The organism is Bacillus sp. CHD6a, from assembly GCF_001293645.1.
Classification (GTDB): domain Bacteria; phylum Bacillota; class Bacilli; order Bacillales; family Bacillaceae_I; genus Sutcliffiella_A.
On record NZ_LBMD01000002.1, the window covers coordinates 197,035 to 222,183 of the forward strand.

Annotated in this window: 27 protein-coding genes and 1 pseudogene; 15 read left to right on the plus strand and 13 right to left on the minus strand. The window is 37.9% G+C overall.

Annotated features, from left to right (window positions below):
- Nucleotides 1-265: 265 nt before the first annotated feature.
- Together AAV98_RS03695 and AAV98_RS03700 are read left to right on the plus strand one after the other, a co-directional pair.
- Nucleotides 266-1,360 carry a hypothetical protein gene (locus tag AAV98_RS03695; protein WP_156317613.1) on the plus strand — a complete coding sequence of 365 codons (1,095 nt, stop codon included), beginning with the start codon at nt 266-268 and terminating at the stop codon, nt 1,358-1,360.
- Nucleotides 1,361-1,754: 394 nt separating this feature from the next.
- Entirely contained in the window at nt 1,755-2,348 is a 594-nt protein-coding gene (locus AAV98_RS03700; RefSeq protein WP_060664207.1) for a GNAT family N-acetyltransferase, read from the plus strand.
- Between the two features lie 29 nt (nt 2,349-2,377).
- Here the strand turns inward: AAV98_RS03700 and AAV98_RS03705 are convergent, their stop codons facing one another.
- Nucleotides 2,378-2,956 carry a DUF4261 domain-containing protein gene (locus AAV98_RS03705; RefSeq protein WP_231687686.1) on the minus strand — a complete coding sequence of 193 codons (579 nt, stop codon included), beginning with the start codon at nt 2,954-2,956 and terminating at the stop codon, nt 2,378-2,380.
- Nucleotides 2,957-3,100, minus strand: a complete 144-nt coding sequence (locus tag AAV98_RS20680; protein ID WP_231687687.1) for a hypothetical protein — start codon at nt 3,098-3,100, stop codon at nt 2,957-2,959. It abuts the gene before it with no gap.
- A 109-nt stretch (nt 3,101-3,209) separates the two neighbouring features.
- Between AAV98_RS20680 and AAV98_RS03710 the strand changes: the two are divergent.
- The 3 genes and pseudogenes from AAV98_RS03710 (at nt 3,210) to AAV98_RS03720 (ending at nt 4,728) form a co-directional block, all read left to right on the plus strand.
- A pseudogene (locus AAV98_RS03710) lies at nt 3,210-3,655 on the plus strand (HIT family protein).
- Between the two features lie 124 nt (nt 3,656-3,779).
- A complete protein-coding gene (locus tag AAV98_RS03715) occupies nt 3,780-4,343 on the plus strand; it encodes a hypothetical protein (protein WP_060664208.1) in 564 nt (187 codons plus the stop codon).
- Between the two features lie 94 nt (nt 4,344-4,437).
- Nucleotides 4,438-4,728: a YgiT-type zinc finger protein gene (locus AAV98_RS03720; RefSeq protein WP_060664209.1), complete on the plus strand. Its 291-nt coding sequence runs from the start codon at nt 4,438-4,440 to the stop codon at nt 4,726-4,728.
- Between the two features lie 56 nt (nt 4,729-4,784).
- Here the strand turns inward: AAV98_RS03720 and AAV98_RS03725 are convergent, their stop codons facing one another.
- Nucleotides 4,785-7,118, minus strand: coding sequence for a TOTE conflict system archaeo-eukaryotic primase domain-containing protein (locus tag AAV98_RS03725; protein WP_060664210.1), 2,334 nt, complete (start codon nt 7,116-7,118; stop codon nt 4,785-4,787).
- A gap of 275 nt (nt 7,119-7,393) precedes the next feature.
- On the opposite strand from AAV98_RS03725, the gene AAV98_RS03730 reads away from it, so the two are divergent.
- Nucleotides 7,394-7,696 carry a hypothetical protein gene (locus tag AAV98_RS03730; RefSeq protein ID WP_060664211.1) on the plus strand — a complete coding sequence of 101 codons (303 nt, stop codon included), beginning with the start codon at nt 7,394-7,396 and terminating at the stop codon, nt 7,694-7,696.
- 161 nt (nt 7,697-7,857) lie between these two features.
- Here AAV98_RS03730 and AAV98_RS20870 read toward each other — a convergent pair whose 3' ends face one another.
- On the minus strand, nt 7,858-8,001 hold the full coding sequence (locus AAV98_RS20870) for a hypothetical protein (RefSeq protein WP_331456866.1): 144 nt from the start codon (nt 7,999-8,001) through the stop codon (nt 7,858-7,860).
- Nucleotides 8,002-8,261: 260 nt separating this feature from the next.
- On the opposite strand from AAV98_RS20870, the gene AAV98_RS03740 reads away from it, so the two are divergent.
- Genes AAV98_RS03740 through AAV98_RS03755 form a run of 4 tightly spaced genes read left to right on the plus strand, consistent with a single transcriptional unit; the run spans nt 8,262 to nt 11,199 of the window.
- The gene (locus AAV98_RS03740; RefSeq protein ID WP_060664212.1) at nt 8,262-9,098 is read left to right on the plus strand and encodes a hypothetical protein; all 837 of its coding nucleotides are present in this window, start codon (nt 8,262-8,264) and stop codon (nt 9,096-9,098) included.
- A gap of 1 nt (nt 9,099) precedes the next feature.
- Complete coding sequence (locus AAV98_RS03745) at nt 9,100-9,891, plus strand: hypothetical protein (protein ID WP_060664213.1); 792 nt, start codon at nt 9,100-9,102, stop codon at nt 9,889-9,891.
- Nucleotides 9,892-9,905: 14 nt separating this feature from the next.
- Entirely contained in the window at nt 9,906-10,553 is a 648-nt protein-coding gene (locus AAV98_RS03750) for an ABC transporter ATP-binding protein (RefSeq protein ID WP_197284223.1), read from the plus strand.
- A complete protein-coding gene (locus AAV98_RS03755) occupies nt 10,543-11,199 on the plus strand; it encodes a hypothetical protein (protein WP_060664215.1) in 657 nt (218 codons plus the stop codon). The genes AAV98_RS03750 and AAV98_RS03755 overlap by 11 nt, the downstream gene beginning before the upstream one ends.
- Before the next feature lie 53 nt (nt 11,200-11,252).
- On the opposite strand, the gene AAV98_RS03760 is transcribed toward AAV98_RS03755, so the two are convergent.
- The 4 genes from AAV98_RS03760 to AAV98_RS03775 form a co-directional block, all read right to left on the minus strand.
- Nucleotides 11,253-11,696 (minus strand): VOC family protein, encoded by a 444-nt coding sequence (locus AAV98_RS03760; RefSeq protein WP_060664216.1) that lies wholly within the window; start codon nt 11,694-11,696, stop codon nt 11,253-11,255.
- A 1,203-nt stretch (nt 11,697-12,899) separates the two neighbouring features.
- Complete coding sequence (locus tag AAV98_RS03765; RefSeq protein WP_231687698.1) at nt 12,900-13,979, minus strand: endonuclease; 1,080 nt, start codon at nt 13,977-13,979, stop codon at nt 12,900-12,902.
- A 299-nt stretch (nt 13,980-14,278) separates the two neighbouring features.
- Nucleotides 14,279-15,118: an Ltp family lipoprotein gene (locus AAV98_RS03770; protein ID WP_082380757.1), complete on the minus strand. Its 840-nt coding sequence runs from the start codon at nt 15,116-15,118 to the stop codon at nt 14,279-14,281.
- A 101-nt stretch (nt 15,119-15,219) separates the two neighbouring features.
- Nucleotides 15,220-15,669, minus strand: a complete 450-nt coding sequence (locus AAV98_RS03775; protein WP_060664218.1) for a GNAT family N-acetyltransferase — start codon at nt 15,667-15,669, stop codon at nt 15,220-15,222.
- A 155-nt stretch (nt 15,670-15,824) separates the two neighbouring features.
- Between AAV98_RS03775 and AAV98_RS03780 the strand changes: the two genes are divergently transcribed.
- Nucleotides 15,825-16,247, plus strand: a complete 423-nt coding sequence (locus AAV98_RS03780; RefSeq protein WP_060664219.1) for an Lrp/AsnC family transcriptional regulator — start codon at nt 15,825-15,827, stop codon at nt 16,245-16,247.
- Between the two features lie 256 nt (nt 16,248-16,503).
- Here the strand turns inward: AAV98_RS03780 and AAV98_RS03785 are convergent, their stop codons facing one another.
- Both AAV98_RS03785 and AAV98_RS03790 read right to left on the minus strand, forming a co-directional pair.
- Nucleotides 16,504-16,938 (minus strand): disulfide oxidoreductase, encoded by a 435-nt coding sequence (locus tag AAV98_RS03785; protein WP_060664220.1) that lies wholly within the window; start codon nt 16,936-16,938, stop codon nt 16,504-16,506.
- 1 nt (nt 16,939) lies between these two features.
- Nucleotides 16,940-17,614, minus strand: a complete 675-nt coding sequence (locus tag AAV98_RS03790; RefSeq protein ID WP_060664221.1) for a DsbA family protein — start codon at nt 17,612-17,614, stop codon at nt 16,940-16,942.
- Between the two features lie 379 nt (nt 17,615-17,993).
- On the opposite strand from AAV98_RS03790, the gene AAV98_RS03795 reads away from it, so the two are divergent.
- Together AAV98_RS03795 and AAV98_RS03800 are read left to right on the plus strand one after the other, a co-directional pair.
- Complete coding sequence (locus tag AAV98_RS03795) at nt 17,994-18,929, plus strand: ABC transporter ATP-binding protein (RefSeq protein ID WP_060664222.1); 936 nt, start codon at nt 17,994-17,996, stop codon at nt 18,927-18,929.
- On the plus strand, nt 18,926-19,870 hold the full coding sequence (locus tag AAV98_RS03800) for an ABC transporter permease subunit (protein ID WP_060664223.1): 945 nt from the start codon (nt 18,926-18,928) through the stop codon (nt 19,868-19,870). Before AAV98_RS03795 ends, AAV98_RS03800 begins: the two co-directional genes overlap by 4 nt.
- Nucleotides 19,871-19,923: 53 nt before the next feature.
- Here AAV98_RS03800 and AAV98_RS03805 read toward each other — a convergent pair whose 3' ends face one another.
- The gene (locus AAV98_RS03805; RefSeq protein WP_060664224.1) at nt 19,924-20,931 is read right to left on the minus strand and encodes a DUF3231 family protein; all 1,008 of its coding nucleotides are present in this window, start codon (nt 20,929-20,931) and stop codon (nt 19,924-19,926) included.
- Nucleotides 20,932-21,081: 150 nt separating this feature from the next.
- Between AAV98_RS03805 and AAV98_RS03810 the strand changes: the two genes are divergently transcribed.
- Nucleotides 21,082-21,264 (plus strand): hypothetical protein, encoded by a 183-nt coding sequence (locus AAV98_RS03810; protein WP_060664225.1) that lies wholly within the window; start codon nt 21,082-21,084, stop codon nt 21,262-21,264.
- A gap of 58 nt (nt 21,265-21,322) precedes the next feature.
- On the opposite strand, the gene AAV98_RS03815 is transcribed toward AAV98_RS03810, so the two are convergent.
- Nucleotides 21,323-21,886: a GNAT family N-acetyltransferase gene (locus AAV98_RS03815; protein ID WP_060664226.1), complete on the minus strand. Its 564-nt coding sequence runs from the start codon at nt 21,884-21,886 to the stop codon at nt 21,323-21,325.
- A gap of 1,100 nt (nt 21,887-22,986) precedes the next feature.
- On the opposite strand from AAV98_RS03815, the gene AAV98_RS03825 reads away from it, so the two are divergent.
- Entirely contained in the window at nt 22,987-24,198 is a 1,212-nt protein-coding gene (locus AAV98_RS03825) for an MFS transporter (RefSeq protein ID WP_060664228.1), read from the plus strand.
- Between the two features lie 191 nt (nt 24,199-24,389).
- On the opposite strand, the gene AAV98_RS03830 is transcribed toward AAV98_RS03825, so the two are convergent.
- Nucleotides 24,390-25,073, minus strand: a complete 684-nt coding sequence (locus AAV98_RS03830) for a CPBP family intramembrane glutamic endopeptidase (RefSeq protein WP_231687688.1) — start codon at nt 25,071-25,073, stop codon at nt 24,390-24,392.
- Nucleotides 25,074-25,149: the final 76 nt, after the last annotated feature.

The window sequence follows — 25,149 nt, forward strand, 5'->3', positions numbered from 1 at the left end:
TATATTATTGACAACAAAATCCCTACTATAATTTGGTCCAATTGTTGAGAACCTATTAACAATAAATATCAAAGATAAACTTTTTTAATCTATATCCTTTTTTAAGTGGTAAAATAATACATAGTAATCTTGTATATCTGAAAAATAGGAATTCCAAAAAAAGTTATTAATGTACAGGAAATAGCTCTTTTAATCTTAACTAACAAAAATCTATGGTCAATTATTACATGCATTAAAAATAAAAAAATCCTTAATAGGACACGGGGTGGAAAAGTTGGAGTTCCTGGAAAATACCATAAACTCAAGTAATTTAGTAAATTCGGCAACAATTCTTTCATTATTTTTAGCTATTATTTTTTTTGTATATCAGGAGTACAAGCGCAGAAAAGAACGACAAAAAGAAATTCTCCAATTACAAGATCAAATAATAAACTTAGTAATTAGAAATCATGTGAATAGCGGAATTACAATTTCCAAAATTGATATTAAATCATTTATTAATGGATTTGAAATGTTGAAAAATTGCAAATTAAGATTAGAAATAGAAGACATTACACAAATGATTTACGCAAAGGTTTATGAAAATGAGCATATTCCTCGTGATACAAGATTAGATATGCTAAGACATCTTGAGGAATTGATAGGAGAATTTAGATACGAGATAACTGATGAAAGACAAAGTGAAAATGACCCATTATCCTTTAATATAACAAGGATATCTGCTTTTATAATGATAGGTTTATTTATGTTGGCAATACAATTTGTAGAGGGCTTTAATAAAAGTTTAAATTTGAATAATTTCTTATTAGTAGTATTAATTACCCTAACAATTATTGTTTTAGGACTCTTAAAACCTATAATGGACAAGTTCATAAACTACTTGATTGACTTAATGTTCGGATTTATTAAAATGAATAAAACAAGCGTTTCAGAAAATAAGACTAATGTAAAAGGAAATCATAATGAATTTTCTTTCTCAAATGTTGATAAAGTGGTAGCTAAAGAAGTGAAATTTGAAGAATATTTTAACGATAATGAAGGAATTAGAACAACTCTAGAACAAAGGGTTCTAATAGAAAGTATGTTAAGACAAATTTATTATAAGTTAACCAATGAAAATACAACTTTGCCTCTCTATCGTATTACAACTACTTTAGTTGAAAAAGAAATTATTTCTAAGGCCTTTTCTAATGAGGTAATGGTATTATACAAGGCGAGTAGCTATGTCGTTCATGAAGGAAAATTACCTCCAAATATAACTGAATACAATCAGTTAATTAATGGCATGCAAGATATATCCAATAAACTTTATAAAATATTAAACACAATCAAAGATGAAGATAATAAAAATTCGGCTTAATCCAGTTAAAAAGATGTTCAGTATGAAGAGCAATTAAACTTTAAAAACAGATAGTTTAATGCGCAGTACAACGAAACTATTCAATAGAAAATAATAATCCATAATTAGCACGATTGTGGAAATCCTATGGTTAATTCCTCGGTAAAGAGGAGGAAGAGGCTTTTTTCCTTCATAACCATAAACATACTTTTAAGGTGAGTGCGTTGGTGTATAGGGTGAAAATATCTAATGGTGGTAAAATTTCTTGGATGTATACAGATTAGAGCAAGAGGAATGGTCTATTAGGCTATTCCTCTCTTTTATGCAAAAGAACAGGATTTATGCAAGTTGTGTCGAAAAGTGAAATATAGATTAAGTAGGGACTAGTAATCTTTTTCCTATAAAGAGGTACAATGTGATTAAATATATCGGAACACCACAGCTAGAAACAAATCGATTAATCTTAGAAAAGTTTGAGCTTAATGATGCCCAGAAAGTCTTTGATCACTGGATTTCAGATGAGCGGGTGACAGACAATCGGGTGAGTGCGGCTCATACAGCCGTTTCGCAGACGGTGGAGAGAGTCGCCAATATTGTGTCGCAATATGAGAAGGAAGATTTTTGTTATTGGGCAGTGAAGTTGAAGGGTAGTGGAGAGCTGAATGGTGAGATTGATTTGTATGACTTCGATGAGACAACCGGAAATTGCGAGGTGAGTTATTCCCTTAGGTACCGGTGGTGGAATCAAGGGTATGGCACAGAAGCGTTGCGAGCCGTGGTCGAATTTGGCTTTCGGCACATGAATCTTCATAAGATTGCTGCTGCACACAACACCGACAACCCAGCGTCCGGCCGCATCATGAATAAGGCAGGGATGGTGCAAGAGGGGATTGTGAGGGATATGATTGGGAATTCCAAAGGTCAGTATAAGGATTGTGCGATTTATGGGATTTTACAGGGGGAGTATTTCAGTAAGTATTTCAGTAAGGGCTCGGGATATAAGGGATAACTCTGAGAGGTACGTTTGTACCTCCCTTTTTATACTGGTGTAAGCTCGAGCAATCCATATGGATTATAAATCACATCTTCTTCGTCATACCTGGAGTCATTCGTCAAAACTATATTGAAGACGGCAGTGTTCTCCCCAATGCTAAATGTTTCGCCGCTTCTGAAAGTAGGATTTTCCACTATACTGTATAGATTGACGTTATTGAGTAGGTCGGCTGCTTCTTCAGGTGGAAGGGAAGAGGGAATAACGGTATCCCGCAACCCGAATGCTTTCATCCCACATGAAAAGTAGTGATTCTCATCACCAATTAGGGTGACAAAATGAGAATAAATAGGGAAGTATTCTTGTTCTGTGCAGAGCTGATTCCATTCTTCTTTTGTGTAGGCAACCCCTGTGGTCTCAATCTTCACAGCTAAACCACCAGATCTCAATAACCCTGCACCGACTTCTACTACGTTTAAGAGATCTTCGAACCGATTACTATCTGCTATGACATAAATGGTAAAGGTGTGATGTTCAATCTCACTTAATAGGTTTTCATCGAACGTTTCTCGACTCGCATAGGAGAAAGCATCCCTTAATCCTGGGTCTTGTTCATACACTTCCACTTAAAAACCGACATCCCTTTTAGCATTATGTATGATATGTCCAGCCATAAAGTATCCTTCGCTATGAGAGGCAATAGCTTGTATTAATTCCGTCCGTGTTTCCCATTTACCTGGTACTCCAATTATAACTTGAGATTCCGACATTACCGCACATCCTTTTTACTAGATATTTACTAAATTCTTCACAGCTCTTCAAAACCCTCTATTCTATTGAGCGGCTAAACTATTAAAATAATTAAAAGAGGTGCTCACCATGACCATTACAAAAGACTGCCTAGGCTGCCGTTTAGCCAACAAAAGCGAAACCATCTATATGGTCTACGAAGATGACTATGTCACGTGCTTCCTAGATCACGACCCGTTCAACGAAGGACATACCTTAATCCTGCCTAAACAACATTTCTTAGATGTCGACGAACTCGATGAGGAAACGGCTAATGCCATTATGAAAGCTTCTATATTATTAACTAAAGCGTTGAAGCACCTATACGACCAGACGGTATCACTATTAACCAAAATGGTGGAGTGTTTAACGAATTGACTCATTACCATATGCATGTGGTACCAAGATATAAGGGACAATGGTTTGGGGATTTTTATAATGAGGAAGCTGTGGGAGAAGTGGATGTTAGGGAGTTGGAGCGGGTTAGGGGGAGGATGGTGGCGGCAATTGAGGTAGAAAATAAAAGACTCCTGTAATGAAGAGGTGCTACTTTTGACAGAACCCTATTTCGAATTGGGTTAACGTAATACAATTAAGGACTTCTGTACTACTAATGTGTTATTATTAAGAAAACTCTGAAAAATAACAGGAGATATATTAGTGAATAATACTGTTGCTTTTTATTCAAAAGATGGAAAAGAATTTTATGTTCACAAAGCAAAAGCAGAACATGGAAATGGAATGATTGAACCTTATATAGAGCAAGTTTGTACGAACGGAAGATTACTAGATTCAGAAAAAATATCAAAAGATGGAATTGACTTTATTCTTGATCCACAAGACATGTTGAAAGCTTACGAATATTTAAAAGCAATAACGGAAAGTTGTGTAGGGCCTCTAGAATTAATTGATGAAAATAAGTTTGTGGTTTCTACCCATGTCACTTCTAAAAAGAAAAGAGAGTTAAAGGAGAAGGGGTTTTCCATCAACCCGACTAGATTACTAGAAGAGATTGCTACTATACTTTTTTATACAGAGCATATTGAAAAAGCAAAAATACATTTTGATAGTAATCATTTTTCAAAAAAAGGTTTAAGTTTCACACTGAATGCTCCTCTAGGTAATAAATCTGGAAGAATTGCTATATCTTTTAAAAGAGAGTTTAGTAAAGAGGCAATTGAAGGTAGACTAATAATGGTAGTAACGGTTTTGAGCTTAAAATAATGGAAGTTTGATTATAAAGTGTGATTAATGTCTATTATGGGAATAAATAATAATATTCCCTACGTTTAAATTAAAACTTAAAGGGGGATTTAGTATGGGAGTTACGCAACCAATGACAAGCTTGAAAAAAATTCAAACCTTGATTGAAAAGTATGGCTATGTAAGAGAATGCAGTTGTGGAGATGTGGCTATACCTGGAAAAATCACCATTCAAGAGGAATTTGAGGATATAGAGTTGGTTATCTTAAATTTCCCAGTATTTAAATGTTTGCAATGTGATGAAGTAACATTTAGTCCCAAAGATCATATAGAATACTATAAAAAAGCAGTGAAACATTACGAGACCACAAATGAAACTGAGTTTGATTGTAACTTATGTCAATAAAAGGAGGCCACAGCAAATGAGCTATGGCCATTTTTATTTTGGAATAAAAACCTCTCTCAAAACAACTGCATCTGCTCCGTACTATTTTTACTTTCACCATCTGTAACATATCCCATCAACCTATATCCGCTCTGCCTTTTCTCATACATCCTTTTTAGCATCGGAACCTGATTATCTACATAGTCATATACTTGTACTTCTTGTTTATTTTCATGCAATCGATGGAGGCGGCCAACATATTGTTGGAGAGTACCTTTCCAAGAGATTGGCATTGCTAGGAAGAGAGTATCCAGCCTAGCATCATCAAAACCTTCCCCAATGTATTTTCCTGTTGCGATGACAAGCCTTTCTTCTGAGTCGGGTGTACTAGAAAGTCTCTTTAGTTCTAACATTCGTTCTTTCTTAGAGAGTTTCCCTGACAGTGTAATGATATTTTTTGCGAAACCTCTGAATATTTCCTGAAGTTCTTCGAGATGTTCAATTCTTTCTGTCAAGATGATAGGAGACCTGCCCCCCTCAAGAGCTAATAAAACATCATCAAATAGTTGCTGATTCCTTTTTTGGTCCTTAGCCAAGGAACGATATAACTCCTGGATCTGTTCAGATTTAGATTTGAAATTTGTTTTACGCACGATTAACCTGTGAACAAATGGCCTTACCTTAGCCTGATTTCGTGCGTCCACCTTATAGCGAACAGGTCCACATTGCATAAAGATAATCGGATGAAGGCCATCTTTTCTTATTGGTGTAGCAGTTAATCCATATACATATTTTGCGCGGACTGATTTTAGCACACTTTCAAAAGTATAGGCTGAAATATGATGGCATTCATCCACGATAATTTGTCCATATTGAGTAATGAAGCTTTTTACTTCTCCTTTATGAGCAAGGCTTTGCAGTGTAACAACATCAATTTTGCCAGTTACTTTCTTTTTACCACCGCCCACTTCACCAACATCGTCATTTCCTAATTCTAAAAAAGCCTTCAACTGATTGATCCATTGCTGCTGAAGTTGTATTTTATCGACAATAATAAGGGTACTGACTTTACGCTCGGCAATTAAAGCAGCCGCAGCAACTGTCTTTCCGAATCCTGTTGTCGCAGATAAAACCCCACAATCATGTTGTGTTAATTGAGAAACAGCATCGACTTGTTGGGAAGTTAGCTCGCCATTAAAAGTAGCTTCTAACGGTTCTCCTTCATATGCAGAGTCTTCAAAGGTCGTATTAATACCTAATTCATTAAGCAAGGAAACTAGTTCTTCCTTACACCCTCTTGGGAAGATAAGATGTTCAGAAGTTTCATAGGAACATCTAACCACTCGTGGAATATTGGCCGTTGATAATCTTTTTGATTTTGCTTTGTAATACTCAGGGTTTTGAAAGGATACAAGCTCGGTTAATTTCTCAGCTAAAGAAGAAGGAACTAGCTTTTTCTTAATATAGAGACCGTTTTTAATTTCGATAGTAATATTTTTTGGGTAAACTGTATTAGAAGGCATCGATCCAAAGTTTGCCTCATAGCCGTCCAGTTGCTTTATTAGTTGATAAACATCACTTTTGCTAAGTCTCTGGATTGTAGACAAGTATATCCACTGATCAGGAAAAGGGGTGTAATTATCGTCCACAAATAAACTGTTCCCATTTAGGCCAGCTTGTCGTTGAAGCGGAAGAGCAATAAGATTGCCAAAGCCACCTATTGGGACGGTGTCTTGGTTTGGAAACATCCTGTCAAAGGATTTCATTCCTACTTCATGACGTACCTCTAGTGTTTTTGTTTGCAAGCTATACCCTAGCTTTCTTGCAAGAGATGACTCTAGTCTTTCGTTGAAGAAAAACCATACATGTGCACCGTTTCCAGAACGAGATCTTTCTACGCTGTAGGGAATTTTGCATTGTTTACAAATTTGAACAAAAGCCACTACATCCTTTTTCCAATCTTGTTTGTCAAAATCTATAGCTAAAAAGGAACAAGTCCCATCTTCGTGCAAAGGGTATAATCCAATACTATGTTTTCCTTTGAAATGTCCTTCTATTACTTCATTAGTTAGAGGCAAGAGCTTACGGTGCCTACATTCCGAACATTTAATTTTTGGCTTCTGGCAAATAGACTTATCCCATTCATTAGCACATGCAGGCAAATATCCATTTCGGCCATCCTTACTTTCCCACCGGGTTGCATATACATCTGACCTTCCGTTGAAAAGTCTTCTGTATAGTTGAATTTTGGCATCAAGTGGTGAATGTCTGGTTACTATATCTTGCCCATTATTTTCAGCTGATTTATTTGGTTGAAGAAGACTTGTTAGTTGCTGTTTAAGGTAAGTGTTCTCTTTACTAAGACGCTCGCAATCTGCAATCCAGTCTTCCAATGTTTTATTGTTTTTCATTGGTCACCCTCAAATTTGTAGTGATTTTACATCTATTCTACGAAAATATGTTTAGTAGAAGCAAATGAGGTAAGTAGAAATCTACGATATTATACTCATTTTAGCCTGTATTGTAGGTGATTATACGATATTTGTGTACTGGGGGTCACATTGATTTGTTTGAAGATATAGAGGGTGAGTGTTAATGAATGTTAATAATAAAATATATGGAACTTTTTTACTCCTAATCCGTATGTTACCTATACCACTTCCATTAAGAAAAGGGGTTCAAACAAATGAAAAAGCTCTTCCTCTATTTTTTCTTAACCTTAGTTGTCTTACTAGGTATCATCCTCATGATCTCCCACTTCTTTGACTTCCGATTTAGTAATGTCGCCTTTATTACAAGCATTGTTGCTGCCTTTGTCACGTATAGTGGTGGTGGTTCTAGTTTTGGGGAAGCCACTGCAGCCATAGAGACGAATGGAAACTATGTGCCGTCCTCTGCCAAAGACAAAATCAGTTACTTAAACCCTTTTTTCCTTGCATCGTGTTCTATCCTTCTGGGATGCTTGGCGTCTTACTTTTTCTATTATTAATTCATCCAAACTATTAGAAACAAAATGAAAGCTACAGGACCTCACCTGTAGCTTTCATTTTATACATCCTCTATCACCAACATATTCGATTCATCAAACTCCCAAGCTTCCCCATATGCAATTTCCCAATAGTACCCATCAAGGTCGGTGAAGTATCCACTTTAGCACCAGTCTGATTTTTGCGGCTTTTTCTCGATGGTCGCTCCAGCTAACTCCGCTTTCTTCATGACTACGTCCACTTCATCTATGGATTTTGTATTATAAGCGAGGGTGATTCCTGGGAAACCTCTTCCAATGTTGTTCATTCACATCTTTCTTTCGCTATTTAATATACCGGATAAAGCGCTTGTGCCGAGTGTAATAATTATACCTTTCTTAATTTGAAAATTACATAAGCCTCTTTAGAATTCTATTGACATAAAAATATAATATATACTAAAAATTTATATTTTATTACAAATTTTAGTATTATTTTACAATTCGTAGTTATATAATAATGGCAGATAATTAATTTTCATTTTTTGATTTTACCCCTTTAGTTGATTAGAAAGGCAGGATAGCAACTATGTTATTACAATCAATAAATATGCAATGGAGAGTTATTGTAGAGAAGAAAGTGGCAATGATCGTGTTTTTTTTCTTGTTTTCTATCATGCTCGTAAACTACTTTACAAACCTCTTAACCTATAGTGGGACAGACATAGTAGATATGTATCATCCGATGAAACTGTTAACGCTATCCAATTATAGTGAATACAGCTTTTATCTTCTTCAATATTTTCCCTTATTACTAGTAATACCTGCAGGTTTTTCCTTGTTTGGGGATAAACAAAACAACCAGTTACTATTTATTCAATCACGAGTGAGTATCGGTGCATACTATTGGGGGAAACTAATCGTTGTATTTCTCGTTACTTTTATCATTTTTACAGTCCCTTTTTTACTTGAAATTCTATTAAACATCATAGCCTTTCCAAATTCAGCAGTTGGGGACCCATCTAATTTAAGTTGGTATGATGCTTCCTACATAGAAATGGTCAGCATGTATTTTTTGTCTGATTTGTTTATCTTTTCGCCATATTTATATGCAATTGTTTTTATTTTTATCTTTGGCTTGTTCTCTAGTGTACTAGCAATGTTTACAGTGGCTATATCTATCTTTCCAATAAAATACAAAGTGCTTTTATTTTTACCTGTTTATGCTTTGCTATATGTTGTTGGAATGGCTAAACAGCTCTTTCCGACATTGACTTTGGAGACTAATTATTTTTATTATTTTGCTTTCTATTATCCTATTGCTAATTCGACTAAAAGCTTAACGGGTTTATTTGTTTTTATTGGAATTATCTTTGTCGTATCCGTTTTACTTATATTATTTAAAATTAGAAAAGGTGACATTTAGAATGAAGAGTACACTGTTAAGGTGTATAGGAGCGGCTATACTTTGGGGAGGATTTCAAGCAATATTTTTTCTGAGTGTAAAAGGAGAAGTAATATTTTCTGATATTATTTTGAAATTTGGTTTTTCAGAGGTCTCCATAAACCTGGTGTACTTAATTGAACTATCCATACAGTTCTTACCTTTCTTTATTTTTCAAATATTATTTGGTACGGTTATTTACCAACATTTTTGTTCAGCTAGCATCTATTATTTTTCTAGGTGTCATCATCGTGGAAAATGGTTTTTGAAAGAAAGTCTAAAATTATATAGTTATTCCCTAATATATCCCCTTACTATGGTAGGTTTTGCAACAATTATAGCAAGTTCAACCAATGAGATACTGTTTGATCAAGCATCCATTATACTGTTCTTTTATTACTTGGCGATCCATTCTTTGTGGCTTTTTATTACAGCTTTACTAATGAACATCATGTCCATCAGATTTGATAGCAGTATAGGGTTTATGGTAATTGTGGGTTTTCAATTATTCTGTGTTAGTATGTTGCTTTTGTGGGAAGATGTATCTTTAACTAATCAAAGTGCCTTTTTCTTGAAGTTAAATCCCATCTCACACCTAATATTATCATGGCATAATAGTAACAATTTAGGTTTGAATGACAGAATTAATTTCTTGAATATTGATCTAAGTCTTAATGCCTCTATTTTATATTTCTTTATCCTCTGCTTATTAAGTGTAGGTAGTGGGCTATTTATCGTTAAGAAACAAGAATGGATAACATTAAATAAAGAATGAGGAGAGAGATAGCAGTGTTAGAAGTAATAGACATCAGTAAAACCATCAAAAAGAGCACCGTATTATCCAATATATCCCTTAATTTAAAACCTGGTATTGTTTATGGATTTATAGGGAGAAATGGTTCAGGAAAAACAATGTTATTTAGAGCTTTATCAGGATTAATGAAAATTGATTCAGGTGAGATCCTGTACAAAAACCAAGCATTACATAAAGACCTACCTATCTTGCCGAACGTAGGAATAACGTTAGAGAATGCAGGGCTTTACCCAGAATTTACTGGATTTAAGAACTTAAAATTATTATCTAAGCTAAACAATAAAATTAATGATAGCCAAATAAATGATGCAATCAAGAGAGTTGGGCTTGATCCGAAAGACAAAAGAACCTTCAAAAAATATTCGTTAGGGATGAAACAACGGATCGTAATAGCCCAAGCAATCATGGAAAAGCCAGATATAATAATGCTTGATGAACCTACCAATTCTCTAGACCGTGAGGGAGTGGAACTAATTCGTAAAATTATCTTAGAAGAAAAAAAACGGGGAGCTATGATTCTCCTTACAAGTCATAACCAAGAGGACATTCAACTACTTGCTGATCAAACTTTCTATATGGATCAAGGAAAGGTAACATCAGAGAGGCTTGAATATGCTAAATAAAATACTTTCTATGATAATGATACTAGCATTTATCGGAGCGACAATAACAGGATATGTCATGAAAGATACCTACTCTAATGTAACAGCGACCTCAACTGTCATGGACAATTTTACTGTAGCATTATGGGATTTTGACATGTCTCCAACTATAATACAAACTATGAAGAATGATTTACCCCATAGTAATCTGATAATCAGAGTGGTTTCTGAAGGGGAAACAAGCTTTTCATTTAAAAATAATAAACAATATGTCAAGGTTTTAGAAGTCTATAAGGGAGATGAAGTACGTGTTGGAGATGAAATTGCAGTTACTAGTTTAAGCTGGCAACTTTTCTTTGACGATATGTCGGCAAACCTCAATTTTGTCAATTTCATGCAGCCTCAGAACGAGTACTTAATTTTTTTAGATAGAAAGCTTGATTCCCTAGACCCTAATGAAGATAATATCTATCTTTTACCGGATTTAATCATACCACCTATCTTTAATTATCAAGATAAAAGTCATAAGATTATTAACGTCCCTAAAGAGAATAGATATGTGCCATATGAAGAGGTAAAAGAGAATGAATTCTTAGTCAGTTCAGAAGAAGCGTTAAATGAGTTGACTAAACTTAAACACAAATTAATACAACAATATCCTCAGTGATTCTACGTGGTTTTAAATGAAATAGAAGCTACAGGCCAACGCCTGTAGCTTCTTCATACATCCTCAATCACCAACATATTCGCTTCATCAAACTCCCAAGCTTCCCCATAAGCAACTTCCCAATAGTACCCGTCAAGGTCGGTAAAGTATCCACTATAGCCGCCCCAGTCCGTTTTCTGCGGCTTTTTCTCGATGGTCGCTCCAGCTAACTCCGCTTTCTTTATGACTTCGTCCACTTCATCTATGGATTTTGTATTATAAGCGAGGGTGATTCCGGGGAAACCTCTTCCAATCTCAGGAGGTTGTTGTTCATTCACATCTTTCGCTAATTCATTTACTGGATAAAGCGCGATTCGTTTACCTTCATTTTTAAAGAAAATTATGGCCGGAGCGGATTCAGGTCCTCTGACGGACGTGTCAAAGCCTAACTCCTTGTAGAACAGGTGTGATTTTACGATGTCCTTCGTGCCGAGTGTGATGATGTTTACGCGGTTCATTGTGGTTCCTCCTTTGTGATCCTATAAGGGAACTATTCTACATGGAGGTGGGAAACCCTCTCTGGGATATAGGGGGAGATAAAATACTCTCATAAAATAGCGCCTTCAGCATGGGAAGAGGATTTTTAATTAAATTTAGGTTTGAGGTTCTTTTTATAAGCTCTTGGAAGCGGAGTGGATAGTGGTTTAAATAGGTATATGCAAAAGGGGAATTTTTGATGGGTAAAAGAATGAGATTAATACAACAAATAAAAGTCGTGTTACGTGTTATCTAATCTTGAAAGAGAGTATGGAACAAAGTTAACTAGCGGAGTATTGGAACATATTTATTAAATGATGATGTTGCAAGAATTCATATAGTAGGTGGGATAAGAGCCTATCTAGATAGTTATTCCGAATATGACAACCCACTACTAGAAGAAATGCAAAATGGGGAGAAACTTTACAAAGAGCTGTAAAACATAAGGGATTGATGGGGAGCAAAGTTAAAATGTCATTAAAATAGGAGTGCAATTCGCAATCCTTTAATTTCTATATTAACAGTATAATCAGCATACAAATAGCAAATATTAGTTAGCTTCCCTTTTTTCCTTTCGCCATCTACGGTATAAGCGAATACAGTCCACTACCATGAAAGTAGTTACACCGCCGAAGACAATGAATCCAAAAGGACTCACCTGATTGGTTAAGAACAATATAAGTAGCAATAAACCTAAGGAAATAGGCATCGTCCACAAGTTGCGAACTAATTTTCTGCGAGTGCTAAGTTTGTGGTAGACAAGTGCCTTGCCTTTTTCTTATTTTAAAGTGCAACATTGGGGCTCATTTCTGAAATTAATCAAATGTCCGAAGATTTCTAATTTTTGACCGAAGATTTTGAAAAGTTGGCCGAAGTTTCAGCAGAGTTGACCGAAGATTGACGGTAATTGACCGAACGAAATTTTTGGGTGTCCGAAGGTGGACAAAAGTTGACCAAATGTGGCTCCGATTTGTCCGAACCCCTAACTATTTCTCTGCTTAAATGTCCGAAGTAATAGAATAAGTGTCCGAACCAAATTTTATCCCCAAAAACAGAGACATTTTCTATAAAAAAATGAATTTTACTGCAGTTTGAGCCCAGGAGATACCTTGAGTGCTTAAACGAAAGCATCTTAATAAAAAAAGAACAGAACCCTTAAAAGAGTTCCGTCCCTCTACATCATCCTACCAAATCATCTCCGCAAATTCCGGATGATCGATAAATGGATTGCGGTTTCCTTGATAGTTTTCGAAAATGATATTGTTGCGGCGGATTTCTCTTGCATCCACTGGGTCTTGTGCGTGCCATTGCAGCAGGACGGACAGTTTGCCGTGGAAAGGGGCACTGCCGTTGTTTACTACGTTATTAAGCTCTAAATCTAGTTCTCCGCTGTCTCCTTCATAGCGTACCGCCATATAGAAAATCATGCGTGCTACGTCACCTTTTACTTCATCACGCGGCTCCCAAGAATCACTGTCATAGTAGTTTCCTGGTGCTTCAGAATGTTGGCTTCCACCGTTATCAAAGTCCAGATTTCCTCTGGAGGAGTTTACCGTCACATCCGTTGGACGTAGGTGGTGAAGGTCTGTTCCAGCACCTTGAGTTGTACCGAAGTTTCCGTGGGATTTTGCCCAAACGTGCTCGCGGTTCCAATCGTTTACTCCGCCTCCGTTTGTGAACTTGGATTGAGAACGGCCGGTATACAGTAAAAGAACATTGTTAGCGTTTGCTGGGTCTTCATCTGTATTTCGCAACGCATCCCACACGGCATCATAGGATAGAGTTTGGTGATCGTCGATGATGTTATGTAGTGCTGTTTTTAATGCAGATCCTGTTTTCCCTTCAGCAGAACTGTAATACTGATCGTAGCTTGGTGGTGGTGGGTCAGTAGGGGGCGTTGTTCCTCCATCTACTACCTCAAATGCAGAAGCGTTTTTAACACCTGAATGAGAGAAGTAAGCTGATAAAGAACCAGTCACCTTCAACTTTTTTCCCATTAGATCAGGGTTGCTCTTCAAACCATAGCCTGAACGGAAGGAAGAAGGAATCTGAACATAAATCATATTGGAAGTGTTTGTTTCAGACGGGTTGTCTGCTAACGCTAGTGCGTAGTCGTTAGGGAAATTGCTCGTAACCACTGTATCGGTAGCAGTTGGTTGACCCACTACATAGCCTTCGACGGTATTCGTTGAGCCGTTTTGATTAGAGTTTGCTTGACTCACAGTAAACGGAGAGCTCCATGTACCGGAACCTGCAGCGCTCATTTTATCAGGTACGGCGTGAGAGCATGCAAGGGTAAAAACAAATAGGATAATAAATAAGCCTCTTACTCTTTTGTTAATTTGATTCAAACGTTTCTCCTCCTCGTGGTTGCTTCGTTACTTAAATAGCGTACATCAAGAGGTTTGAAAATTGTGTAAAAATTGTGTAAATCACAATAAATGAGACTTTTAGCATAGATTTGGGGTTGAGGGGACAGGAATCTGGACCTATTTATACCCATTCTACAAAACAAGAAGAGACATGCAGATTCGCATGTCTCCAATATTGTGAGGTCTACCTTTTAAAGTCCTACTTCATCCACAGCATAAGTGGCATCCTCATTGCTGAACCCCTCAAATTCTAGCTGTTGGATTAAGCCACTTCTTGAGAATGCCGTGTAATCAAGGTAGTTTTGAGCCATTTGGACTGCTTGTGCTTGCCAGTCTACCTGTAGATGATCAACAGCGTAAGTAGCATCCGCATTACTAAACCCTTCAAACTCTAACTGTGCGATCAAGCCACTTCTTGAAAATGGGGTGTAGCTAAGGTAATCTTCCGCTTTTTTCACTGCCTGTGCTTGCCAATCTACCTGGAGTTTATCTGCAGCATAAGTAGCATCTGCATTGCTGAACCCTTCAAACTCTAATTGTGCGATCAAGCCGCTTTTTGAAAATGCGGTGTAATTTAGGTAGTCATCTGCCATTTGAACTGCTTGGGTTTGTGACATCGTTTCCGCATTCTTTGCTGCTTCTTCGGCGTCTTTTCTAGCTTGCTCTTCGGCATCTTTTCTAGCTTGCTCTTCGGCATCTTTTCTAGCTTGCTCTTCGGCATCTTTTTTAGCTTGCTCTTCCGCTTCTTGTTTAGCCTTTGCTTCCTCATCCTCCACTGGCTCATTATCTGCTAGCTCTGATTCTTCTTCACTATCTCTTTGTTCGCTCTGAACTGTACTCTCGCTTATGGGAGGTGCAGTTATTCCAAATAAAATAAAAAAGACCACTGTTGCAATCCCAAAATACAACGCTACATGCTTTCTTTTTCTTTTTTCTTTAGGAGACCACGACAATACTATACTGGGTTTTATCATGCCAATAAGAAATGCTAAGACGGAAATTAGAGACAAAATTAAAAAGAATTCATCCATCCGTTCCCCTCCTAATCATTAACATATACCAATATATGTTAATGCGATTAGGGATATGAAATGGGATGGAATTAATCTTGAAGTGGGAGGAGCACCTGGGTTTAACCCTCCCTTAGTTCCAAGTAATAATGGTAATATTGATCATCCTTTTTATATCCACTTTTTTTGTATAATCGCTGAGCTCCTTCATTATCTGGTGTGGTTTCTAACGTGATACTTTTAGCACCTGTTTGATGAGCAAACTCTTTCGCTTTTTGTAAAAGCTTTCCTCCAACCCCTTGATTTCTGACCTTTGAATCTACAAACAGGTCATTTAATATCCACGCTCGTTTCATTGCTATGGAAGAAAAGGTGGGATAAAGTTGGGTGAATCCGACATATTCATCATTTATTTTTGCAACGAATATTACCGAATCCCCATTATCTAATCGACTTTTTATGAATGCTTTAGCTCCATCTAAATCTGGTGTTTGTTGATAGAAAGTGCGATACATAGTAAATAGATTTGCAACCCCTTCTAGATCTTTCATGGTCGCTTGATAGATCTCCATAATTTGTTATCCCCCTTACTTTAAGTTAGTTATAGTTTATAGGGTGTACGGAATTAATCACATGATTTTTTGAAGGTTATTTACGTTACTTACATGCTATTTTATTATAATAGTAGGTAATCACTTTAAATTTTATTGGTGTGGAGGGAAGTAGCATGGATGAGATTGATCAGAGTATCCTTTTTCATCTTCAAGAAAATGCTCGGATGTCGATGACAGAACTAGGGAAAAGGATTGGGCTTTCCACCCCTGCAACCAATGAGCGGGTAAAAAAGCTTGAAGATAAAGAAGTGATAAAAGGATACAGGACGATTGTTGATCCTGAGAAACTTGATAAAAATGTAACAGCCTTTATCCTTTTTGACACCAAGCAAGGGAAGAAGTTTAGGGACTTTTGCAGAGAACATCCGGTTGTAGTGGAGTGCCATCGACTGGCAGGTCAATATAGTTATTTAGTGAAGGTGGTAGGGGAGTCGGTGAAAGAGCTCGAGGAATTTATCGATGCCACTTTGCCGTTTGGAGAGCCGTCTACTTTGATTAAACTATCTTCTGTGGTGGAGTTTAAGCCGGTTGTGTAAGGGGTCCGAGCTGGAATATCACAGCGTTTGTCTGTTTTGAAAAACGCTGAATTAGTTTATGCATTGAAAAGGGGACAGTATGTGTACTACTAGTTAAATCCAACTGTATTTCAAGAAGTGCTGAAGTGGATTGTTCAAATTCAGTCACCTTCAAAGGGGGAAAATGAAGAGGGTCTGTTTTTGTTAGTCTGCTTCTCTACCTGAAATAATTAAAAAAAGCCTACTTACGTATTCCAAGTAAGTAGCTTTTTTTCTATTATTGCTTCCGTTGTTTAATCGTAAGAATTAAAAGTGAAATGATAATCAATGTAAAGGCTGTCCACGCCAAAAATGGGATGGTAATAAAGCCTAGCCAGTTGATATATTGGGCATTACAAGGAACGCCGCTTACGCATGGTTTGATTTCAGCAAAGCCCGGTACCTTTTGGACAAGATAGTGGTAAGTGGAAATGAACCACCCAATGACTGCCAAGGGCAAAGCGAATTTCTTTGCTGAAACGTCATTTTGAAACGTGCCTATCCCCAGGATCAATACCAATGGGTACATGATAATTCTCTGATACCAGCATAAATCGCACGGAATAAATCCTTTTATTTCGCTAAAATAAAGACTGCCTAAAGTGGCGACAAGGGCCACCACCCAGGCAACATACAAATATATCTGATGGGAATTACTGCTTTCTTGCTTCATGTTACTCACCATCAAGTTCTTGTTCAATGATTTCAACCATCTTTTCGTAATCGAATGGATCTGTTAACGCTTGGTCATTGACCATAATAGTTGGGGTCATCGCTACTTTAAACTCATCCGTCAGATCAGAATCGAGGCGAACGGCATCCACAATTTCTTGGCTGGTAAGGTCTGCTTTGAATTGTTCCATATCAATGCCATCCATGTTGCTTGCAATTTCGATCAACTTTTCCGTCGTAATCCATTGGCTGTTATGATTTGCAGAAGGTTGCTCTTCGAAAAGTTGCTTGTGAAAGTCCCAATACACATCAGGATTTTGCTTCCATACAGCTTCTGCGGCTGCCGCGCCTAAAGCGGACTCTTGCCCGTGGAAAAGAACATTAATATAGACAAATTTTACTTTGCCGCTATCCACATAATCTTTCACTAACTGTGGGTAGGAACTTTCTCCCCATGCCTTACAAGCAGGGCATTTGAAATCTCCAAACTCCACGATGGTAACCGGTGCATCTTCCTCTCCAAGGACAGGTTGTCCAGAGATATCCGGCATATTTTCAAAGGATTGTGCATCCTCTTTTGTTGCCTGGGTAAGGATGATGATTGCAGCTAATAATCCGGCAATAACAAGCGTTAAAATCATGATTAATCTAAAAGAAGTATTACTTTTCTTTGCCATATAACCCTCTCCATTTATGCTTTTATAGGTATTCCATAAAATAAATTCCGGTTAAATTCTATCAAACTACCAACCTATAATCAAAAAGATTGTTAGATACGCGAAGGAATTTGTGACAGAATGGAGAACGTCGGTTGAGGGGAGTCGGTATGGGGAAATTAGGGATTTATGCGCTCGAGGCTTGTGGACAAGACAGTAACGAAGCCTCACTTGTAGATTGCCGTGCCAGTCCCTTCAATACAAAAAATATCACAATCTCATATGAAAATTGCTAAGAAACTGGAAATGGCTAACAGCTTGGTTTATATTGGTAAATGTAGGGGAGTGCCGCTTCTCTGACAATTCGAAATGCAGCAAATATGGAAATGAGGGGAATTACATGTCTTATGCACTAGAAGTGAAAAATTTAACCAAAAGAATTGGAAGTAAAACGATTGTTAAAGATGTAACTTTTGCAGTGGAAAAAGGGGAAATATTCGGTCTCCTCGGACCTAATGGAGCTGGGAAAACCACCATTATTAGAATGATAGTTAACTTGATTAACAGAACAGGTGGAAGTGTCATCATTAATGGACATAATCTTGACAGCTCGTTTAAGTCTGCTATGAGTGAAATTGGAGCGATTGTTGAAAATCCGGAGTTTTATAGATATATGTCAGGATACAAAAATATTAAACATTATGCCAATATGGCCACAAAGAAAATCACCAAAGAACGTATTCAGGAAATGGTTAGTTTAGTAGGGCTTGAGGATGCGATTCACAACAAAGTGAAAACCTATTCCTTAGGGATGAGGCAGCGCCTTGGGGTAGCCCAGGCATTATTGCATGAACCTTCCTTGCTTATACTTGATGAACCTACCAATGGACTAGATCCACAGGGGATTCGTGAGTTTCGTGATTATTTACGGTTGCTTGCGGACAATGGTATTTCTGTTGTTGTCTCCTCTCACTTACTATCTGAAATGCAGCTTATGTGTGATCGGTTCGCCATCATTGAAAAAGGGGAGCTTATTCATATTTCCACCATGAACGAATCGGTTGGAACACAAGAAACATTGCGAGAGTATGTCTTTGAAGTAAGTGATGTGGACAAGGCAGTGGATATTTTAAAGAAGAATAATTTTGAAGACAATGTTGGGAAAAAGGGAGAAACCATCATCCACCTTTCCATTGTAAAAGAGGATGTTGCCAAGATTAACCGTTTGTTTGTAGAGCAGAATATCGATGTATTCGGGATTGAAATGGTTAAAGCAACACTTGAGGACCGTTTCTTAGAGTTAACAAACAAGGATAAAAAGGAGCATATGGCATGATCGGATTAATAAAAAATGAGATGATGAAAATATTTTCAAAAGTATCTAGTTGGATTTACATAGCAATTCTTGTTATTGGGGTAGTGGGAGGCGCTGCTATCTACCAAAATGTGTTTGGAGAGACAAACGATAATTGGAAAAGTGAAACACAAGCAGAAATTGCGGAATTGGAAGCCTTGTTAGCAGAAGCACCAGAAGAGGAAAAAGAAATATACCAGTTACAAATCGATGAGAAGCAACAATTCGTCGATGCAGACATAAACCCCACTGAAAAAGTCAGCTGGCATTTTATGAATGATGTTGTCATTGGGATGACATTCTTTATTACCTTATTCACCGTCATAGTCTGCAGCGCAAACGTTTCAGCGGAGTTCTCAGATGGGACAATTAAACAGTTATTGATCCGCCCGCACCGTCGATGGAGCATTCTATTATCCAAATATATTTCCGTACTTCTTTACTCCCTTGTTATGCTATCTGTGCTTTTAATTGCAGGGTATCTAGTTAGTGTCCTATTCTTTGGGGTTGGTGATTTCAACATGAAATCCATCGTTTACACAATAGACGGCCAAAAAGAAGTGGCCATTGGAACACAATTTTTCACTAGCATTCTTTACTTCTTGCCTAGTTTGTTGATGGTAATGACCATCTCCTTCATGCTTTCCACCTTGTTCAAAAGCCAAGCACTTGCAGTTGGTATCGGTATTGCTGTTCTATTCTTCTCGTCTGTTCTAGGTGGAATCATCGTATTTCTGGCAGAGAAATTTACATGGGCAAAATTCCTGATTTTCCCGCATCTTGACTTAACCGTCTATGCACTCCAAGACAAAATACTTCAAGATGTCACTTTGCCTATTTCATTATCCATCTTGCTAGTATACTACGTTATATTCATGACTTTGACATTCCTCTTCTTCCAGAAGCGAGATGTAAGTATTTAGTCGTTTGAGAGGACAGGCACGGCGATCCATTTTGGTCGCCGTGCCTGTCTTTTTTATTGACTAGAAAGTTCGTCCCGATTTGCCGCGAGCGGTGGTTGTTCTAGCCAGCCTTTCTTTATGGCAAGTTTTGCTCCGTCGTACGAGAATTTAGAGGTTTCAACAACAAGTCTTGCAAAAGAAAGTGCAATATCTTTCCTCGTTATTTGAGAGAGGGCGGTGCCGTAATTGGCAAGACCGCTGGCACTCGCGAGGCCTGTGTGATAAAACATCAGCTTGTCTGAAAACGGTGCAATCCGGGATTCTGTTACTTCCGGATCCCAAAGTTGGGGGGAGGGAAGATCCTCGTCCGTTAGAATATTAATAAAGATATCGATATGTTTATGCGCTATTTTTCTTCCGCGCATCAGGTATTCTCTTAGTGAATTGGACTTGCATGTTTGACTAAACGCGATCATCAAGGACTTTCCTAACATATTCGTATCAAGATTTATGTAGATTTCTTTAATCTCTTGAACAGAAATTGCGCGTGAGGAACCCTTTAATTTTCCTAGAAAAGAAAGGTCCTCCACAAACTGAACACTTGTGGGTATAGGAGTGCTGGGTGTTCTGATGACAATTCCCTTTTCTAACAAAGCCTCTATGGTGTCTTGAAACACGGTGAGATATTCGGTCATATTATCCTGCAAAAATAACCGTATGTCCCGGCGGTGGGAGGCAAACAAACCATTAGCGTAATTAATAATAGATGCCCGGCTCATTTCTTTTAAATAGAAGAGATAGAATTTATCCGAAAACATTTTGGGTGCATCAAGGAACACATCTGCTTCACTGAATGCTTGTGGTGTTTTCATTTGTTCTTGGGCAAAAATCTCCTCATATCGTTTGATTCTTTTTGAGGTGAGATCAGCGTTTTCTTGCATCAATTGCTTTGCATCTTTATCGATCACGTTATGAAGAAAGCTCCGCATCATCCCTGATAAAAGAGATTCACCGATGTATCCAGACCAAAGTGCGGAGATTTCTCCCGAGCTTAAGGTAACAAGTCTTCCATCCTGGGACAAAATTAACTCCTCCTGTTAATAACAAAGATAAGGATAGTTTGGATAAAAGAAGGGGAAAGTATACGGGCTGAGAGAACAGGCACGGCGACCCATTGTTGGTCACGGTGCCTGTCGCTCCGACGTCAGTATAAAAAAGGAGGAATATCCACCATGGCGAAAAGAAACGGAAAAACAGATGCGGAACAAAAGAATAAAAAAGGCTTTGACGCTAGCCAATCAGACGCTGAATTCTCTAAGGAATTAGGCAGTGCTGCAGCTAACCAAGCCCATAAAGAGAAAGCCAAAAAAGAAAAATCCTCTAAAAATCAAGGGGAATGGAACGGAATGAACTAAGGGTAGAGGGTTGCAGGCACTGCGGTCCATTTGTAGCGCCGTGCCTGTCCCTAAAGCTTTAATTAGCGTTTTTATAATATACCAAGTTGTCCGTCCACTCTCCATTTTCCAAAATAAAGCCTTTCCGAATACATTCAAATTCCATACCGATACTTTCCGCTAATTTTACAGAAGGAGTATTATCCAAGTTAATGTGAGCCTCAATGCGGTGGAAATTCAACTGTTGAAAAGCGATGTTGAGAGCTGCATTTACTGCCTCTTTCCCGTAACCTGCTCTCCAATATTGATTATGTATGGTATAACCAATCCTCCCCCATTGAAAATCTTCTCTTGCAAAGGTGGAAAAATCGATCATGCCGATGTGAGTCCCATCATTTTTTCTAAACACTCCAAATATATGAGCTTTGTCCGTCCATGCCAACTCTTGATGCTTATCCACAAGATTGTGAAACCATTCCAGTGTACAAATGCTCATATCCAATTTCCCTTCATCATAAGAATGCTGGGAAGGTAACCTGCTTTCATATTCATGTAACCAGTTTTCATAGTCTTCATTCTTTAAAGGTCTTACTATTAATCTATCGGTTTCTGATAGAAAGTCGAATTTATCTTTTGTAGTCAATGTGGTATCTCCTCCGTGTGCTCGATTTGTTTTATTGTCCGGATTTAAGATTTATTGTCCAGACTTTTGTTTTATTATCCACTTTCTCAATATATTGTCCAATTAAGGTCATATATTTGCCATTCGACAAAATGTAATTGTAAAATTTGGAGTTTTGCCTTTTCATAAAATGGGAATGTGAAAAAAAGGAAGTAACCTAGAACGAATGTTGTATGCATGCCAAAAAATCCAAACATTTGTATGGTAGAAAAGTTACAAATTTAGAAGTAGGAGCTTGCTATCTAGATAAAACATAAACCATAACACCTATTCTAAACAAGTTGGCTGATTGGTAAAATTAAACTGGATAATTTTTTGGACTTCGATGGTGTAAAGGGTGCTAGATATTAAATGAATTTCATTGAAACTATTTATTTTGCAATTGGATCATTTATATTTATTAATTTTTTCTTTGCTCTTTTATATTTAGTTAGTAGAAGAGCAGGTGAAAGATTATTTGATGGATTGTGTAAGTACTCGGATTGCCTAGGATCATTGTTGTTTCTAACACTGTTAGGATTGACGAATTTTGTAGCAATAATTACTTATGATCGCTTCAATTGGTTTGTAGCACGGCTGGTGATGCTTCTATATGCGGCATTGTTATTTATTTCATTTTTCATTTTTTTAATTATAATAGGTGCTTAATAGTTGATATAAGGGAGCAAAGAGGCACGCCGACCCGGTTGGGGAACGGCGTGCCTGTTTCCAAATAACATAGTGCGACTCCGTAGATTTTTGGACGGGGTCGTTTTTTGTTGGGTTTTGTCGCTTCGCTAGTATTTGGGGTAGTTTGGACAGTAAAGTAGGGACGACGGACAGTATTTGTGTTTTTTACGACAGTATTTGGGCCATTTCCGACAGTGAATGGGTGTGTTTGGACAGTAAATGAGATTGGACATGAAAAACTGAGGAAAACAATTGCAAAAATAGTCCTCCTACACCCAAAGTCGTACCTATCCCATCACAAAGCTGTATCCAAACTTCCTTCCTTCGCTGAATGTTGCCATTTTCTTCTTCCATTATGATAAAAGTATCATACCTGGAGAGGAAGAACGGCAATGAACAGTTTATATAAGGACAGTAGGTTTCGGTATATCATTTTAGCGAATTTAGCTTCATCTATTGGCAGCGGGATCACCATGATTGCGATTCCGTGGCTGTTGGTGACAAGCGATAAGGGCAATGAAGTGTTTGGTTTTGTGGCAATTTGTATGACGATCATTAACTTTATCCTTACACCGTATTTGGGGTATTTAATTGATAAAGTTTCTAGGAAGAAAATGATCGTAAGCAGTAAGGTGCTCAGTCTCATCGCTTTGATTTTGTTTTCCGGCGTGGGATTTCTGGGGATGGAGTACGAACTTTGGCACTACATTATCATTTACATGATTGGCAGCTTGTACTACACGATTTTCTATCCGACGATGTTTGCTTTAAATCAGGAGTTGTTTCATAAAAATCAGTTTAAGGTATTGAACGGGACGATGGAGGTCCAGGGTCAGCTGTCAAGTATGCTTGCTGGTGCAATTGCGAGTGTGCTTCTTTTAAAGTGGGATCTCCATTATATTTTGCTTTTGGATGTATGTACGTATGCGCTTGCCATCTACTTTTTTGTGAGAATACCGTATGTGAGAACGAGAAAAGAAAAAGCAGTTTCAGTAAGTACCTCTGAAGCTATTAATTTTATGAAAAGGGAGCCGGGTTTGTTTCTGTTTTTGCTGGCCTCGTCCTTACCGTTCATTGGGGTGATGCTAACAAACTATTTGTTTCCTGTCTACTTGGCGGATGTGTTGGAAGTAGAGGGGGATATTTATGGAATCCAGGGGATGGTGTATGGGCTGGGTGCCGTTTTGGCTGGAATTATTGTTCCGATTGCTGCGCGGATATGGGAGGATGAGAAGCTAGTTGCAGGGACGATGATCCTTTTTACGATGGCCATTTCCGTTATGGTATATCTACCCGTTGGCGGCTATCTGTTCATGATGCTGTTGATCGCATTCGGTAATGGCGGTGCAAGGGTTGCTCGGAATGCCTTTATGATGGAGCGGATTCCCAATGAGATAATAGGCAGGGTCGATGGTTTGTTGAGAGCAGTGGGGCTTTTGTTGCGCATTGTGTTGTTAGGGGTGTTCACGGGGCTTGTTTCCATGGGAGAGATAATGTTGTGTTTTATGATTCTGACTGTAATTCTGGTGGTCGCTTCAGTATTTGTGGTCGTTTTTTCACGGAAAAGTCTGCGGGTTGCTGGTAGGCAGGTGCTTAAAGTGTAATGGGAGCCAAAATGGATGGCTCCTTTTCGATTGGCGGGTAAGTTTATTGTCCAATTATTAGATTTATTGTCCAAACTCTAAAATTTATTAGCCATTTTTTTTTTTTTTTGAGCGACTTTAAGCGATATACATGCCATTCGACAAAATACGTCAAAAATAGCATCGCACACTTGGTCGACGTGCCTGTTCCCTCAACCCAACACCGTCAACACCACCGCTAACCCATTAAACACCCCATGAATAATCATTCCCGGAACTATCGACCCCGACTTCTCATAGGTCCAGGCAAAAATTACACCTGAAAGGAAGTTGACCGGCAGCGTGTTATAGGTTGGTATGTGCACGACGGTGAAAATGAGCGAGCTAACCATAAGCCCAGCACCCACACCCCATTTCCCGCGAATCCACTTATATAAAAATCCTCGATAGAAGATTTCCTCGTAGATGGGGGAGATAACAGCTGCAGAAAGGAATCCAATGGTGAAGGTGAACCAAGTTACCTGCTCTTTCAGTGATTCAGATTTGCTGTTGTCGACTCCGATTCCCAACATATCCATGATAACAACCAATAGAATACTAGACACAATCAATACTGCCGTCCACACCGGGATCCATTTCCAATAGCTTCTCGAAAAGGAACGAAGGCCGACAACATCCCATCCAAACCCATGAGGTTTCATTGCAACCAAGTACACGCTTAGTGTGAAAATAATGGCCATGATTAGACCTGTCAAGGTACCAGCGTATAGTGTGTTCTCGAATGCTTGCAATAAAACGCTGTGCAGCCATAGCTCAATAAAAATTGGCACGAAAACTAATGCCATTAAGAGTAGTAGGATCAATTCATTAACATTCCATTTTGTGTTAATTTCCAATGTGATTTCCTCCAAATATTTTGTATGATAAATGTAGGATAAATGGTGACGTTACGTAACCTGCAAGTAGTTTAGG